The following is a 15,452-nucleotide window of genomic DNA, read 5'->3' as shown; positions in this document are numbered from 1 at the left end:
TAGCTAGTCGAGAGGTGATTCTATGGCAGCACGTGTTGGAGTTCCTATGACCGAGAGGATTCTAGAATTTTTAGATCAGAAGAGTCCGGGACTTAGGTCCTCTGTCTGGAAGATATATTATCCCATGAGGGATAATGAGCCAATAGAAGTAAGTGTAAAGCCTGGTTCATTGCAGGGAGGAACAATGGAGCTTCTCTTTGAGAACAAGAAATTGCTGGTGTTCGAGGAAAACCTCCCGCCAGAGAGACCAGAAAGAGGGCCAAGAGGAGGCTCTTACTGAGCCTATCTCAATATTTTTCTCAATCTTTATTCTATTGTTTCTCTTCTTGGTGATCTCTTCATTATTGAACCTGATAGGGCTTTTTGCTGAAGGGAAAAATGTAAATATTTTTACTTCTTCATTCTAGGGGGGATGTTTGGGCCTATCAAAGGAGCTTGTTCTTCCTATATCCAAGCCTTCTAGAGGAGCTTCTGGAAAAACAGGGACTTGGAGGGTCTTTAAACCCGTAATAGACCTTCAGAAATGTGTTAAATGTTGGCAATGCTGGCTTCTATGTCCAGAAGAGACAATACTCGCTGACGATGTTCCTACAGTGGATTATGATTACTGCAAGGGATGCGGTGTATGCGCTAAAATCTGTCCTGCAAAGGCTATAACTATGGTGGAGGAGAGAGAATGAAGGAGAAAGGAATGTGGGAGCTGATAAATGCTAATGAAGCTGCAGCTCATGCAGTTAGATTGGCAAGGGTAAAAGTGATTCCGATATATCCAATAACTCCTCAAACAATGATAGTTGAGGTGATAGAAGAATTCATAGCGAAGGGCTTGATGACTGCTGAGTACATAAGAGTTGAAAGTGAGCACAGTGCTATGGCTGCGGCCATAGGAGCGTCCTCGGCAGGTGTTAGGACCTTTACAGCAACAGCTAGTCAAGGATTGCTTTATATGCATGAGGTACTTCACTGGGCAGCTGGATCCAGGCTTCCTATAGGGATGGCTGTGGTAAATAGGGCCGTTGGACCGCCATGGAACATTCATGCGGATCATCAGGATGCTATATCGCAGAGGGATACAGGATGGATGGAGTTCTTCGTCTCGTCCTCTCAGGAGGCATTGGATTCCATATTGATAATGTACAGGGTAGCCGAGAACAATAGAGTGCTTCTGCCCTTCATGGTGTGTATGGACGCCTTTATCCTCAGCCATACCCATATGCCTGTTAACATACCAGATCAGGATGATGTTGATTACTTCCTGCCAGAGTATAGACCACCTCATTGGTCTCTCGACCCAGATAATCCGGTTGACATGGGAAATCTAACCATGCCAGAGGAGGAGTATATGGAAATGAGGTGGTCTATAGAAAGAGGGATGAAAAACGCCAGAGAGGTGTTCAAAGAGGCAGCAGACAAGTTTTATGAGATTTTCGGAAGGCGATACGAAATGGTTCATTGCTACAAAGTAGATGATGCAGAGCACATCATTATTGCATCAGGCACTCTCGCTTCCGAAGCTGAGGTGGCTGTCGATAGCATGAGAAAAGATGGAAGGAAAGTAGGTTTGCTGAAAATAGGTTTATTTAGGCCATTTCCGCAAGAAGAAACAAGAACCATACTATCGAAAGCTAGAACCTTGACCGTGATAGACAGAAGCTATTCCTTCGGATACGGAGGTCCTCTGGCAATGGAAATAAGATCTGCTCTCTATAATTTGGATGAGAGACCTAAGCTAGTATCCTATGTAGCAGGTCTCGGCGGGAGGGATGTCACTTACAAGGATATAGAGAAAATGGTCCTTCACAGCGAAAAAGAGGAAGGAAAGAATATGATAACCTACTGGTACGGTCTTAAAGAGAGAGTGAGATCGTCAGGATTTGAGGAGGTGATATAATGCCCCTAACAGTTAAGGATTTGATGAAAATGGAGGGTGCGTATCTTCCAGGGTCAGCAGCCTGTCCCGGATGCGGTCTAAGTCTTTCTTTTAGAATTGCATCCAGAGTTCTAGGAAAAAACACGGTGTATGTAGTGCCTGCCTGTTGCTTTTCAGTTGTACAGAGTCCTATGCCTCTCACTTCGATAAAAGCCCCTATCCTGAATATAGCTTTTGCAGCAGCAGCTGCTGCTGCAAGCGGGATAAAAAGAGCCTATGAAACTCTAAATAAGGATATAAATGTGGTTGTATGGGCTGGAGATGGAGGAACTGCGGATATAGGGCTTCAGGCGCTTTCAGGTGCGGCTGAGAGGAATGAAGATATAATATACGTTTGCTATGACAATGAGGCATATATGAACACAGGCATACAGAGGTCCGGTGCAACACCAAAGGGCGCTTGGACCAGAACTACCTTAAAGGGAAAGGAGGAGCCAAAGAAGAATGTTCCGATGATAGTGGCTGCGCATAAAGTCCCATATGTTGCGACTGCTAGTGTAGGATATCCTTTTGATCTGATAAGAAAGTTTGAGAAAGCTTCAAAGATAAAGGGCTTCAGATATATACACCTGCTTTCTCCTTGTCCTCCCGGCTGGGGCATAGACTCCAGTATGACAGTTGATGTAGCCAAGCTTGCAACAGATACTTATTTCTTCCCATTATATGAGATTGAAAATGGAAAGCTCAGAGTGACGGTCAAACCTCCAAAAAAGAGACCTCTAAAAGATTATCTCTCAATCCAAGGAAGATTTAGGCATTTGTCTGATGAAGAAATAGAAAAGATGGAGAAAGAGGCTATTGATTGGTGGAACCGTCTGCTTGAGATGGAGAAAATGGAGAGTATTCTGTGAGAACATCCTTCTTTTTCCTCTTCATTCTTTTTATAGCGCCTAAGATAATAATTATTATAGATATATCTATCACTAGACCAAAAATATCTGTAAATATGCAAATATATGAGTACTCTTTGGCCATGTCAGTATTTCCGATCTCGACTGCTCTTTCAGCTTCTGCTAGGTAGGAGTTGGAAGCAAAATTAAGGGGGTTTATTGGAGATAGCATTGATGTGAGAGTCCTCGCATAGGTTAATTCCTTTATCTCTGCCCTTATTGGGAAACCCATAGACTGGAACTCTTCTCTCAGGTCTTTCCCAGCAGCTTTGCTTAAATAGTATATAAATCCAGATAGATCGCTAACTCTAACACCTTCGCCCTTTATTATATGAAAGAAATTCCTGTACAAATCAACACCACCATTTTCATCCCCTACTGTCTTTATGACATACAAGGATGCTGCATAGTATAAATCTGGATTTATAGGAAGTCCCCCTCCGCTCCAGCTAGCAACAAATCCCACCTTACCTCCTGTCCTGTTTACGAGCTCACTTAACGAACTAAACTCCTCTTTTCCGGCATCAGGATAACCTATTCTTTTAGCGATATATGAGGCTAGGTAATCTGCTAGACCCTCATGCGCCCATCTTAGGCTCACATCCAAGCCAGAATACCACATGTACTGGTGAAGCATCTCGTGTATCATAACCTGTGGTAGCTCATATGGTACCATTCTGAGGAGTATTATGTTGAGAGTTATGTTGCCAGCGGATATTATATCGTATGAGCTCTTCAAGTTTGTGTATCCAAGCGTTCCGAGGCCGCTTATATCGCTTGGGATGGAGAACCTGAGCACAATGTTAAGCTCATTGCTCGTATCTGTTATATTTTTTATATATGGCAATGCTTTATTATATATATAAGTTAAATTATTTATTATATCAGAATATCTTTTTGGTATCTCTATTTTCAGGCCTCCTTGGCTATAGTTCAGCAGGGAAGCTTCTCTTTTTGTCCTGAAGGTTATCATTACTCTCATAAAATTGGATGAGAAATTGCTATAAGAAAGCAGAATCCAACTTGAATTTTTTGTACTATAATATTCTTCTGGATAGGAATATACTATCCCGAAGTCGCCCGGCAAGTAGACTAAAACACGACAATCGGTCTGTGGGCTAAATCCAATCTGAGTTGAGTAAAACATTCCATTCGGTTCTATTATCATCGCCCCGTACTTATAGCTCCAGTTCAACTCAAGAATAGTGCCAGGAGAATATGAGAACGAGAAGTTTTCGTAAAAATAGAATTTCTCACCTGATGTCGTGTAAGCATCCTTTAAACTTGAACTAATGTTTCCCCTTACCAATCTCACAGTGTAGTTCTCAAACTTTGGCACGAGGAACCAGCTTATTCCACCGCTTTCTGAGGAGAATCTGTAAATTATGTCTGTCAATCCGCTTTCATGCACGATGAAAGTGTAGGTAAGACTGGGTCTATCGTCTCCTTTTACTTCAGCAAAAGGTATGAGAAGTAGCAAGAGGACTAGTACATAGATCTTAGACATATGGCATGACCCTCATCGTTATATTTAATCTCCTCCTTTATAACCTATGGAGAGCATATTAGTGAGGAATCTCTCCATAGTGATCACTCAAGATGGCAGAAGGAGGATACTGAAGGATGCGGATATATACGTAGAGGATGGGATTATCTTAGAAGTAGGGACAGTCAAGAGAAGTGCTGATATAGTGCTGGATGGAAGAGGAAAGGCGGCACTGCCAGGGCTGATAAATACCCATACTCATATACCCATGAACCTCTTTAGGGGCGTTGCAGACGATATGAAACTGTTTGAGTGGCTCAATGAGAAGATATGGCCTATGGAGAGGAAATTAACCCCGGATCACGTTGAAAAAGGGTCTTTACTTGGAATGCTTGAGGCTTTGAGGACGGGAACAACAACAATATTCGATATGTACTTTTTTGAGGAGAGAATAGCAGAGGCAGCTGAGAGGATAGGAATAAGAGCCCTGCTCTCATCCTCTATAATAGACGGAGAGACTCCCGAAACTAAAAACTGGAGAGAAGCGCTAAATGTAGCTGAGAACTTCGTTAAGAAGTGGAAAGGAAAAAGCAAAAGGATAATACCATCTTTTGGTCCTCATGCCCCGTACACAGTAGGTCCAGAGGCTATGGAGGCCACTGCTGAAGCTGCAAGTAGGTATAATGTTCCGGTGCACATACATCTATCTGAAGATAGCAGGGAGGTAGAGCAGATAAAGCACACGTATGGAGTTGGACCAATAGAATACGCTGAAATTCATCGAGTTTTAGACTTAAAAACAATAGCTGCACATGTAGTCTGGCCTTCAGATGAGGAGATTGAGATATTAAGGAGAAAAAAGGTGTTGGTATCTCATAATCCCGTAAGTAACATGAAAACAGCGGCTGGAGTGGCTCCAATTCCAAAGATGCTCTCTCATGGAGTGTTAATAGGACTTGGAACAGATGGGGCTGCTAGCAACAACATCTTAGATATGCCAGAAACAATGAAGCTAACTGCATTAATACATAAAGCTGTCAATAGGGATCCTACATTGATAAAAGCACAAGATGTGATCGATATGGCGACCATAAACCCTGCAAAAGCTATGAACCTAGAAATTGGTTCGATAGAAGTGGGAAAGAGGGCTGACATTGTGATAATAGATCTAAAGAAACCATGGTGGCGGCCCATTCACTCCCCAATTTCCCATTTAGTTTACTCCTTCAGATCAACCGATGTGACGCATGTCATAGTGGATGGCAGATTGGTAATTGAAGAAGGTCACCTTAAGACAATGGATGAAAACGAAATAATGGAGAACGCAGAAAAAGCTGCTATGGATCTCCTAGAGAGAGCTGGTGTAAGGAGCTTTCTCTCAGAATAAGCTCAGCATAACTTTCTTTTACAAAATTTTTTAAATTTAAAAATTTAGCTACCTCCTGGCAATCATCTCCCTCTATCTCGATATATTCACCCAACCCTTTAACATCATCTAGGAAAATAAGGCTTTTCCATGGATAGACCCGCATTACTATTCTATGTTTCTCGACAACAGCCCTGATTTTAATTCCCCTTGATGATAAAAACTCAATAAGTGCTTTTTCATCCCTGATATCCTCATTTAAGTATATTCCGGCCATTTTTAGAGCTAGTACAGACTCCTCTGATCCCAGCTCTCCTTCTATTTCCTCTCTCTCTTTGTACACATTACCGAGCCTTCTCGGTCCCTTATACGTTATGAACAGAGATTCGTTCTCCTTCCTTATTCTTAAAAGCGAGTCCTCTTTTAAAAGCCTCATATCATCATAGTCGAGAATTAGATCTACTTGACAGATCTCTTTTATGAATGAGAAATTTACCCCCCGACTCTTCAACATCCCAACGAATTCATCATGTGGCATCTTAACTTTTATCTCCTTTTCAACAGCCAAGCTATCCCTCTTTATATGCGGGGGGTGGGATTTGAACCCACGAACCCCTAAGGGAGCGGATCTTAAGTCCGCCGCCTTTGTCCTGGCTTGGCTACCCCCGCAAGTATTGTCAAGTATACATCACGCTTGGTATATAAAGAGTTTGTCTTTATATTTGCTAGAAAGAACATCATTCGGTGCATGAGATGAGCGGAAGCTCAGACTCAGTTATGGCGGTTGTCGATGATGAGATAATGGCAATGGCATTTGAGATGGTGGGAATAAGAGCTATCGTCATAAAAGAAACGAGAGAGCTTTTCAGGTTTTTCAAGGAGGAGCAAAATCTGCCCTTGGTTATTTTTGTGAATGAGAGGGTTGCTGAAAAAATAGCACCCGTAAGAATGGATCTTATAAATAGAGGGAGGATAACTCCTGTATTTGCAGTGGTACCTGATATGGAAGGTTCCAGAGGAATCAGGTTAAATGAGCTAAAATCTTATCTAGCCAGGGCAATAGGCTCATCTGAGGTGGAGATATGAGGTGATGTTATGCCTAGACTTGTAGAAGTACTGATGGATGCCGAAAAAAAATCCTCGAATATGGTGGAAGAGGCAAAGAGAAGAGCAGAAGAGATAATAGAGGAGGCAAAAAAGGAGGCAGAGAGAATAATAGAAGAAGCAAGAAGGGCTCAGGTGAAGATCGATCATTCGACTAATTCTGATATTGACTCGATAGTGGAGGAGGCAAAAAAGGAGGCAGAGAGAATAAAGAAGATGTTAGACATGAGAATAAATGATGTGCTAGATATACTGGTTCGGGAGGTGATCTTCGGTGAGTGAGGAAGGGGCTGAAGTCATAGTCAATGCAATTCTCAGCATGGCAAAGAGAAGAGCAGAAGAGATAATAGAGGAGGCAAAAAAGGAGGCAGAGAGAATAATAGAAGAAGCAAGAAGGGAGGCAGAGAGAATAATGATGGCTAAGAGGGAAAAAGCAGAAAGAGAAGCTGCAGAAGAGGCTATGAGAAGAAAAAGCGTTGCTGAAATAGAGGCCAAGAAAATATTAATGGAGGCTAAAAAGAGCATTCTAAGAGAAATAGAGGCTAGAATAGAAGAAGAACTGGCAAAAATCTCGGATGGGAAGGGAAAAATAAACTACGAGGAAGTGCTCGAGAGATATATTAAAGAGGGCATTAATGTGCTTGGAAGTAAAGTTGTTTATGTGGCATCTAGAGAGAAGGACAAGGAAATGATCAAAAAGATAAGTGAAAGAATCTCTAAAGAGATGAACGTGGAGATAAGGCTGGATGATAGGAGCATCCAATCCTTGGGAGGAGTGATCATGAGAAATGAAGATGATTCCATAAGATTTTATGGAACTTTTGAGGGGAGGCTTAGAGACTACTTTGACAGAAATCAGAGGAGGATACTAGATATGATATTGGGAGGGAGCTAGATGGAGGAGGTATTTGCAAAGGGAGAGATACTCCACATAAGAGGTCCTGTCGTTTTTGCAGAGAATCTAAAAGGGGCTAAAATAAGAGAGGTAGTGCTTGTTGGAGAAGAAAGGCTGATTGGGGAGATAGTTAAGGTAGAGGGAGATGTAGCAGTAATTCAAGTTTATGAGCCGACGGGCGGACTTAAGCCTGGAGAACCTGTTGAAAGAACAGGAGAGCCACTTTCAGCGGAACTAGGACCTGGTTTACTTGGATCTGTTCTTGATGGTCTCGGAAGACCTCTAGAAGCTGTGGCAGAGATAGCCGGAGGGCCATTTATAACAAGAGGGATAAAAGTTCCCACGCTTCCAAGAGACAAGAAGTGGACGTTTAAGCCTGTTGTGAAAAAAGGAGATACAGTGGAGGATGGAGACGTACTGGGAACTGTGAGGGAAGGAGCGATAGATCACAAAATAATGGTTCCTCCGAGGACGGGAAGATGCAAAGTAACTGAAATAGCTAGCGAAGGAGATTATACTGTTGAGGAAGTGATAGCTACTCTTGAAAGGGCAGGGAGAAAAGTTGACCTGAAGATGTATCATAAATGGCCTGTGAGATACCCTAGACCATTTAAGGAAAAGTTAGAGCCAGTGGAGCTTCTTCTTACAGGACAAAGAGTTATAGATACTTTCTTTCCGATAGTAAAGGGAGGCACTTCTGCTGTTCCAGGAGGATTTGGTACCGGAAAGACAGTAACTCTTCATCAGATCTCGAAGTGGGCTGATGCTGATGTGGTAGTTTATGTAGGCTGTGGTGAAAGAGGTAATGAGATGACAGATCTTCTTCATACATTTCCAAAGCTGATAGATCCAAAGACCGGAAGACCCCTTCTCGAGAGAAGCGTGTTGATAGCAAACACAAGCAACATGCCTGTTCCTGCAAGAGAAGCCAGCATATTCATGGGGATTACGTATGCTGAGTACTTTAGGGATATGGGCCTTCATGTGGTACTGACAGCAGATTCCACATCTAGATGGGCTGAGGCGCTGAGGGAGCTTAGCTCTAGGCTTGAGGAAATACCATCGGAAAAAGGATATCCTGCGTATCTTCCTGATTATATAGCATCATTCTATGAGAGGGCTGGAAGAGTGAAGGTTCTGGGCAATAGAAATGAGATCGGATCAGTGGCAATAATAGGAGCCGTAAGCCCCTCCGGAGGAGATCTTAACGAGCCTGTGACCCAGCATACCATGAGATACGTAGGAGCTTTCTGGGCCTTAGACAAAGATCTTGCATTTAGAAGACATTTTCCATCAATAAATTGGCTTAGAAGCTTCTCTAAATATGTATCTGGACTTGAAGAGTGGTGGATGAGAAATTCTGGGGAGGATATGCTGAGCTTGAGAACCGAGGCTATGGATATACTTCAGAGGGCATCTGGACTAGAGGAAGTGGCTAGAGTAGTTGGTGAGGCAGCCCTCTCAGAGGAAAACAGACTTCTTCTCTTGGAGGCAGAACTAATAAGAGAAGGCTACTTAGTTCAAAATGCATACCATGAAGTGGATACATTCTGCTCCCCAAAGAAGCAGGCTAAGCTTCTAAAAGCCTTAATACAGTTTTACAGAGAGGCTCGGCCTCTGCTTGATTATGGTGTGCCTATATCAAAAATGCAGAGACTCTCCTCTTTGGGGAGATTGAGAAGATTGAAGTTCGTTCCTGAGAAGGAGTTTGATAAGGAGCTGGAAGAGGCCTTAAAAGAACTAAAGGATGAGCTTAATAGGCTTGTTGCGGAGGTGTCCTGATGGCCCTTTATGGGAAAGTGTATAGAGGAATAGAACAGGTGAAGGGCCCCCTAGTCATCATGAGGGGGGTTCCCGATGCATCGTATGAGGAGGTAGTCAGGTTCTACTCCGATGATGGGAGAGAGTGGCTTGGTCAAGTGATAGAAGTGGGAAAGGGGAAGACAATACTGCAGGTTTTGGGTGATACAGAAGGACTAGAAACAAAAGTCATGGTGAAGTTCACAGGGAGCACGTTGAAGCTTCCTGTCTCAGATGAGATGCTCGGAAGGGTGTTCAATGGATCAGGAATGCCTATAGACGGTGGGCCTCCCATCAGAGCCGATGATTATAGGGACATAAATGGAGCACCGATAAATCCAGTGAAAAGAGATTACCCAGACGAATTTGTTGAAACGGGGATATCCGTAATTGATGGGATGTTGAGCTTAGTCAGAGGCCAAAAGTTACCCCTTTTCTCTGAAGCAGGACTACCCCATAACATGGTTGCTGCTCAAATAGCAAGACAGGCGGTAGTTCCCGGGAAATCGGAGAGATTTGCAATAGTGTTTGCTGCAGTAGGGCTCAAGTATGATGATATATTGTTCTTCAGGAAACAATTTGAGGAGTTCGGTGCATTAAGCAGGTCAATTCTGTTCCTTAATCTAGCGAATGACCCAGTGATAGAGAGGATAACCACACCAAGGGTTGCACTAACTGCAGCAGAGTACTTGGCCTTTGATCTGGACATGGATGTTTTAGTGATAGTAACCGATATGACCAACTATTGCTTTGCTGGGGATACTGAGGTAATTCTAGCGGATGGAACCACCAGACCAATAGGTGAGATAGTTGAATTAGCTGCTGGAAAAGCAGGAAAACTTATTGACATGAGAAATGGGTCAGGTTTGCTTCAATTGGGAGTAATCTCATCACAACAATGTCCTTATACAGTACTATCATGGAACGAATTTCAGCACACAAAGGCAAAAGTAGGAGCAGTTGAGAAAGTAGCCTACTCTGGAAAGCTCCTAGAGATCACTTTTAGAAGCGGAGCAATCCTTAAAGTTACTCCAGATCATAAGATTTTAGTGGATACCATTTCTGGGCCAAGAATGATTCCAGCAAAGGAGCTGAGAATAGGGGATGAGGTCTATTCGATCGAAACAATAGAAGTGGAAGAGGAAGTTCCAGACGTACTAACTCTTCTACAGGATAATCCTAACATGTTTTACCTGCACTTCAAGGATGATTGGCTTGAAAAGAAGCTTATAGAGAGATATGGTAACCTGAAAGCTTCATCTAATAGGCTAGGAATAAGCTACAGGAAGTTTACGGAGGCTAAGTTTAAGAGAGCATTAAGTCTCTCCGATGTTCTGAAGATATCAAATGAACTGGGAATCAGCATGAAAGATATAGCTGGACATGTTGATAGAATTACAGCTGGGAAGAAAATTAGCACTAGGATACCAAACTATAAAATAACTCCGGAGATTTTAAGATTATTAGGTTGGGTTATGTCCGATGGATATATCGCAAAATATCAATCACAATATATAGTTGGATTCTCAGCAAAGTCCAAGGAGCTTATAGATGAGTTCACTCGCTATTTCACATCCTCATTCATTGGTCCTAGAGCAAAAGTTCAGAGGGACCAAAATGGGGTATTTATGATTAGGTTTGCAAATGCCTTGGCTTATTCCATTCTCAAGAGCTTGGCTAGGCCTGGAGAGAAGGAGGAACTTCTGCCTATAGTCAGGTTGCCGAGAAAATATATAGGAGAATTTCTGTCAGGTTATATAGATGGAGATGGTAGCATAAATCTGAGGAATAAAGCAGTGATAATTACGACTTCAAGCAGGCTCAGGGCTAACAGAATCCAGCTTCTTCTGAAAAGGATGGGAGTTCAGAGCTCTATTGTAAGCAGAGTTAGCAGGGGATGGAAGACATCTACAGTATATGATATTGTAGTAAGAGGTAAAACTGACGTGTTGAGGCTTGCTTCTGGAATTAAGCTAGCTCATTCAGAAAAGAGAGCTAAACTCATGAAATTGGTAGAGATGCTCTCCAAACTTAATTCATATAAAGCAGAGAAGGCGAGATTAGCGCCTAAGGGGGCAGCTTTGGTGTTCAAAAGACTTAGAGAGAGGTATGGAATTTCACAGAAGTCAATAGAAGCTTCAGGTAATATATCTGATTTCGAGAATCTGAGGAAGAGAATATCGAGAAAGACGCTGGAGAGGTGGTTGAACAGGCTCAGCAGGTTTGTAAACAATGAGGATCCAGATTATGTTGCACTTAGAAGGATGTGCAATGGCAACTATGTGCTTGACAAGATAGTTAGCATAGCAGAGGTTTCCAGCGAGCATGATTTTGTTTATGATATCACTGTTCCAGCCACAAGCAGGCTAATTGTGGCCAATGGGATAATAACATCAAATTGCGAGGCGTTAAGGGAGCTCAGTTCAGCAAGAGAAGAAGTTCCCAGCAGAAAAGGCTATCCGGGATACATGTATAGTGACCTAGCCTCTATATATGAGAGAGCTGGAAGGATAAAGGGAAAACCCGGCTCTATAACATTCATGCCAATATTGACAATGCCCGGAGGTGATCTTACTCATCCTATACCAGATCTCACGGGATATATAACTGAGGGGCAGATCTTCTTGGATCTAGACCTCTTCAACAGAGGGATATATCCACCTATAAATGTCCTTCCCAGCTTGAGCAGGCTTATGAAAGATGGAATAGGTGCTGGAAAAACAAGGGAGGATCATAAAGAGGTGTCGGATCAGCTTTATGCTTCATATAGCCAGGGAGTTAAGGCTAGAGAGCTTGTGAAAATAGTAGGAGAGGCGGGCTTAAGCGAGAGGGAGAGGCTCTATCTGGAGTTTGCCAAGAGATTTGAAGAGAGACTCCTATCACAGGGCTTTAAGGAAAGAAGAACAATAGAGGAAACTCTCGACATAGCCTGGGATGTCTTATCAATGCTTCCTGAAGGAGAACTAACTAGAATAAGCGATGGAACCATAAGAAAGTTTCATCCAAAGCTGAGAGAGGAGAAGGCAGTAGTATATGAGGGGATCTGATGAGCTTTAGGTCTGTTGGAAGAATACTTCCCACAAAAGGATTTCTTATCAGGCTGAGAGAAAGAGCGGCTCTTTTGCAAATGGGAATAGAGGCACTCAAGATGAAAAGGGACCAGCTTATAAGGGAAAGTCAAGAGCTATTGAAACAGCTTCATGCCAGGAAGGATATAGATAAGAAGCTAGAAGAAGCATTTTTCATGGTGAAGATGGCATATGCAGTAGCCGGGCCTCAGGAGATGAGAAAGGCAGCCCTTTTAGCGACGCCTCTGAAGATAGAAGTTAGGACTAAAAGCGTTGTCGGAGTTGAGACTCCAGAGATAACAGCATCTGAGTTCAGGCTTGCAGTCTCACCTTCTCTTAATTCAGCAGTTATGGCTGCTGCAGTAAAGCTTTCTGAAGCCATAAAAGAGATGATGCCGCTAGTAAATGCAGAGGCTAGGTTTGAAAGAATAGCAGAGGCCTTAGCTCAGACAATGAGAAAAGTGAATGCACTTGAAAAGATAGTGATTCCTGACTATGTTGCAGCAATAAAATATGTAGAGGAATTGCTCGAGGAGGAAGATCTAGAGGAATTCTTGACTATAAAGAAGTACAGACAGATAAAGAGAGGTGAGTGAATGTCAAAGGAGAGTTATTTGGTAGTAAGGACGCATGGTCTGATGACTCATCTTTTAAATCCTGATAAAATAAGATCTTGGGCAATGATTCCAGACTGGGAGTCTCTTTTCAAGGAGATAAGTTCAACAGAGTATGGTATGTTCATAGAAAAGCAAGAAGATCTGAAATCGGCTGATAAAGTGACGGATGTAACCCTTAGAATGCTCGGCAGGAGGATAAGGACATTCCTAGAGATATCAAAGGGGGATATTGTTGGGGAAGCCGTTGTTCGCTATCTAGCAAAATATGATGTTGAAAACCTTAAAAGAAAGGTATTCTCCCTCTTGATAAGGAAGGAAGGCGTATCAGAGGAAAGATTTCTACCTATAAGCGGATTTATATTGAACATAGATTCTATCCTAAGAGCTGGCGATGTAAGTCAGATATGCGACCTTCTTCCCCGAAACAGACTGAAAGATTTCATCTCAAAATGGCTTTCATCTGGCCAGATGGATATACCTTCACTAGATATAGGGATAGATAGGGCCTATTTGATGGAGATAATGGCATGGGCAAAAAGGACGGAAATGTGGGAAGTGTTTAGAATGTACGTGGAGAATTACGCTCTAGGGATCATACTAAGATCCCAACTGATGGGAGCAGGGAGGGAAGTATATAGTTCTATGTTCGAATTTCTATCCCAAAATGTGAGGAAAGTTCTTTCAGAGTCAGGCACATTTGAGGAATCTCTCAAGACTCTTCTATCTACAGAAGCTCATAAATCAATGGCCTCAGAACTAATGGAGATCTACAAGAAATATGGAGTTCCGTGGACGCTAGATCTAAGTTTATTTAAAGAGTTATATTCTAAAATAAGGAATCTAGCTCGAATGAAGCCTTTCTCCCCAATATTCCCATTTAGCTATGTAGTAGCTGCAGAATGGGAATCCTGGGCTGTAAGAACAGTTATACTTGGAAAGCTGAGCAGAATCGAGCCAGAAAAAATATATGATATGCTTTCGCTTTACTAATCATTGTTCTGGTCTAATGTTAACTTCCATAATGATAGATCTTCCTTATTTCATGGGACCTTCAGGTGAACGGACGAAGCTCTCACATCTATCTTCTCGCCTGTGCTCATTCTAGGCTTTTCCCTATATATCAGGTACAGCCCAAAAACTATTTTTATATCTAAACTTAGCGGTCCTCACAGTTATTATAGTTAACAAACTTTACACTGAATGAAAGCAGTTTCGTTATCCCATCAGTAGGAACGCTATGAGGAGCCCATAGATAGCAATTCCCTCTGACAAACCAGCAAGCAGAAGAACTTGAGTGAATGCCTCTGGTCTTTCAGCAAGAAGAGCTGATCCTCCTATGTTTATACCGTATAAAGCTATTCCCGCTCCTATTGTGCTTCCAGCAACAGCCAAAGCAGCTCCTAGTGATCTGTATATATCTGTTGGTTTAGCTTGATCTGTCTGTGCAAACACTATTTTAACTGATGCAGAAAATACGACCAGAGGAAGTATTAATAGGACCAAAAGGGATATTCTGAGCAGCTTCACCTTGTCCATCGGAAAGCACCTCCTTTAGTGGAACCTGCGATGTTTCTCTTTAAAAGTTTAACTCTAACACATCAGGCTGAGAGAAGCTCCCTCACTCGCAGGAATGGTCTGCCGTTAGCAGAATAGAACTTCGTGAAGAACTCGTAGAATGTGAGCCTCATTGCTTGTATAAAGGATAGTAGCCCTTCAAGCCCTATAACAGCTATGTTGATGAAGGTGAAGGCTATTAGGGAAACGGGATTAGTCAGCAGGTGTATCAGATTTTCTGGAGTTATCGAGGTGGAGCCCACAGTGAACATCCCTGCAAGAACGCCAAAGGTCTCGTGAGCTACTGCAAAGGCAGCTAACCTTATGAATGAGAGAGAATTGCTAAGGAGAGCTAAGGTGCTTTCTATAAGTGTTGACACCATTTCCGGCATTCCATGAAGTAGTCCATGTCCCTCCTTCATAGATTTGAGCATTGGTGCGGTTGCTGTTATCAATAGCGGTATGACCATTGCCTGAAAGAGAGGATCCGAGACAGTCTTCATCACATCGGCTCCATTTCTTATTGCTGCGTAAACCGCTCCTGTGTACATTGCTATTGTTAGTATACCTCCATACTCCAAGAAAGCTGCGAATTTATCGCCGGATAGGATTTTATCAATAGTTCTTATCACAAATGCCAATAGTATCTCAAAAGCTCCTATTAGAAGTGCTATTCCAAACAGCTTTGTGGGCTCTTTTATCGGGCTTAGCACATGAGTTCCAATCTCTACAAAGAAAGCAG

At 42.5% G+C, this 15,452-nt stretch carries 16 protein-coding genes, 1 tRNA gene and 1 pseudogene; 13 read left to right on the top strand and 5 right to left on the bottom strand.

What is annotated here, in order from left to right:
- The first annotated feature begins 22 nt into the window (after positions 1-22).
- The 4 genes from D6D85_RS09410 to porB all read left to right on the top strand — a co-directional run bounded on the left by D6D85_RS09410 (position 23) and on the right by porB (position 2,781).
- Complete coding sequence (locus D6D85_RS09410; RefSeq protein ID WP_125671796.1) at positions 23-280, top strand: hypothetical protein; 258 nt, start codon at positions 23-25, stop codon at positions 278-280.
- A gap of 136 nt (positions 281-416) precedes the next feature.
- Complete coding sequence (locus tag D6D85_RS09405; RefSeq protein ID WP_125671795.1) at positions 417-680, top strand: 4Fe-4S binding protein; 264 nt, start codon at positions 417-419, stop codon at positions 678-680.
- Positions 677-1,891 (top strand): pyruvate ferredoxin oxidoreductase, encoded by a 1,215-nt coding sequence (gene porA, locus D6D85_RS09400; protein ID WP_237558809.1) that lies wholly within the window; start codon positions 677-679, stop codon positions 1,889-1,891. The genes D6D85_RS09405 and porA overlap by 4 nt, the downstream gene beginning before the upstream one ends.
- On the top strand, positions 1,891-2,781 hold the full coding sequence (gene porB, locus D6D85_RS09395; RefSeq protein WP_125671794.1) for a pyruvate synthase subunit PorB: 891 nt from the start codon (positions 1,891-1,893) through the stop codon (positions 2,779-2,781). The genes porA and porB overlap by 1 nt, the downstream gene beginning before the upstream one ends.
- Here porB and D6D85_RS09390 read toward each other — a convergent pair.
- On the bottom strand, positions 2,726-4,327 hold the full coding sequence (locus D6D85_RS09390; RefSeq protein ID WP_125671793.1) for a hypothetical protein: 1,602 nt from the start codon (positions 4,325-4,327) through the stop codon (positions 2,726-2,728). The two genes, porB and D6D85_RS09390, sit on opposite strands and share 56 nt — an antisense overlap.
- A gap of 46 nt (positions 4,328-4,373) precedes the next feature.
- On the opposite strand from D6D85_RS09390, the gene D6D85_RS09385 reads away from it, so the two are divergent.
- On the top strand, positions 4,374-5,693 hold the full coding sequence (locus D6D85_RS09385; protein ID WP_125671792.1) for an amidohydrolase: 1,320 nt from the start codon (positions 4,374-4,376) through the stop codon (positions 5,691-5,693).
- On the opposite strand, the gene D6D85_RS09380 is transcribed toward D6D85_RS09385, so the two are convergent.
- Positions 5,644-6,240 (bottom strand): class IV adenylate cyclase, encoded by a 597-nt coding sequence (locus D6D85_RS09380; protein WP_125671791.1) that lies wholly within the window; start codon positions 6,238-6,240, stop codon positions 5,644-5,646. The genes D6D85_RS09385 and D6D85_RS09380 overlap by 50 nt on opposite strands.
- Positions 6,241-6,256: 16 nt before the next feature.
- Positions 6,257-6,341 (bottom strand) — tRNA-Leu (locus D6D85_RS09375).
- An 84-nt stretch (positions 6,342-6,425) separates the two neighbouring features.
- Between D6D85_RS09375 and D6D85_RS09370 the strand changes: the two genes are divergently transcribed.
- The 8 genes and pseudogenes from D6D85_RS09370 (at position 6,426) to D6D85_RS09340 (ending at position 14,146) form a co-directional block, all read left to right on the top strand.
- On the top strand, positions 6,426-6,758 hold the full coding sequence (locus tag D6D85_RS09370; RefSeq protein ID WP_125671790.1) for a V-type ATP synthase subunit F: 333 nt from the start codon (positions 6,426-6,428) through the stop codon (positions 6,756-6,758).
- A 9-nt stretch (positions 6,759-6,767) separates the two neighbouring features.
- On the top strand, positions 6,768-7,058 hold the full coding sequence (locus D6D85_RS09365; RefSeq protein WP_125671789.1) for a V-type ATPase subunit subunit G family protein: 291 nt from the start codon (positions 6,768-6,770) through the stop codon (positions 7,056-7,058).
- The gene (locus D6D85_RS09360) at positions 7,051-7,671 is read left to right on the top strand and encodes a V-type ATP synthase subunit E (RefSeq protein ID WP_125671788.1); all 621 of its coding nucleotides are present in this window, start codon (positions 7,051-7,053) and stop codon (positions 7,669-7,671) included. The genes D6D85_RS09365 and D6D85_RS09360 overlap by 8 nt, the downstream gene beginning before the upstream one ends.
- Positions 7,672-9,453, top strand: coding sequence for a V-type ATP synthase subunit A (locus tag D6D85_RS09355; RefSeq protein ID WP_125671787.1), 1,782 nt, complete (start codon positions 7,672-7,674; stop codon positions 9,451-9,453). It abuts the gene before it with no gap.
- A pseudogene (locus D6D85_RS16860) lies at positions 9,453-10,217 on the top strand (V-type ATP synthase subunit B); the annotation flags it as partial. The gene D6D85_RS09355 and the pseudogene D6D85_RS16860, both read left to right, overlap by 1 nt.
- Complete coding sequence (locus D6D85_RS09350) at positions 10,206-12,518, top strand: V-type ATP synthase subunit B (protein ID WP_237558814.1); 2,313 nt, start codon at positions 10,206-10,208, stop codon at positions 12,516-12,518. The pseudogene D6D85_RS16860 and the gene D6D85_RS09350, both read left to right, overlap by 12 nt.
- Complete coding sequence (locus tag D6D85_RS09345; RefSeq protein ID WP_125671785.1) at positions 12,518-13,135, top strand: V-type ATP synthase subunit D; 618 nt, start codon at positions 12,518-12,520, stop codon at positions 13,133-13,135. The genes D6D85_RS09350 and D6D85_RS09345 overlap by 1 nt, the downstream gene beginning before the upstream one ends.
- The gene (locus D6D85_RS09340; protein WP_125671784.1) at positions 13,136-14,146 is read left to right on the top strand and encodes a V0D/AC39 family V-type ATPase subunit; all 1,011 of its coding nucleotides are present in this window, start codon (positions 13,136-13,138) and stop codon (positions 14,144-14,146) included.
- 225 nt (positions 14,147-14,371) lie between these two features.
- Here D6D85_RS09340 and D6D85_RS09335 read toward each other — a convergent pair whose 3' ends face one another.
- Complete coding sequence (locus tag D6D85_RS09335) at positions 14,372-14,692, bottom strand: ATP synthase subunit C (protein ID WP_125671783.1); 321 nt, start codon at positions 14,690-14,692, stop codon at positions 14,372-14,374.
- A 62-nt stretch (positions 14,693-14,754) separates the two neighbouring features.
- Positions 14,755-15,452 (bottom strand): V-type ATPase 116kDa subunit family protein (locus D6D85_RS09330; RefSeq protein ID WP_272914436.1); only part of this gene is annotated, 698 nt, incomplete at its 5' end.

Source organism: Candidatus Methanodesulfokora washburnensis, from assembly GCF_003947435.1.
Lineage (GTDB): Archaea > Korarchaeota > Korarchaeia > Korarchaeales > Korarchaeaceae > Methanodesulfokora > Methanodesulfokora washburnensis.
This window is presented reverse-complemented; position numbering and strand designations above follow the sequence as displayed.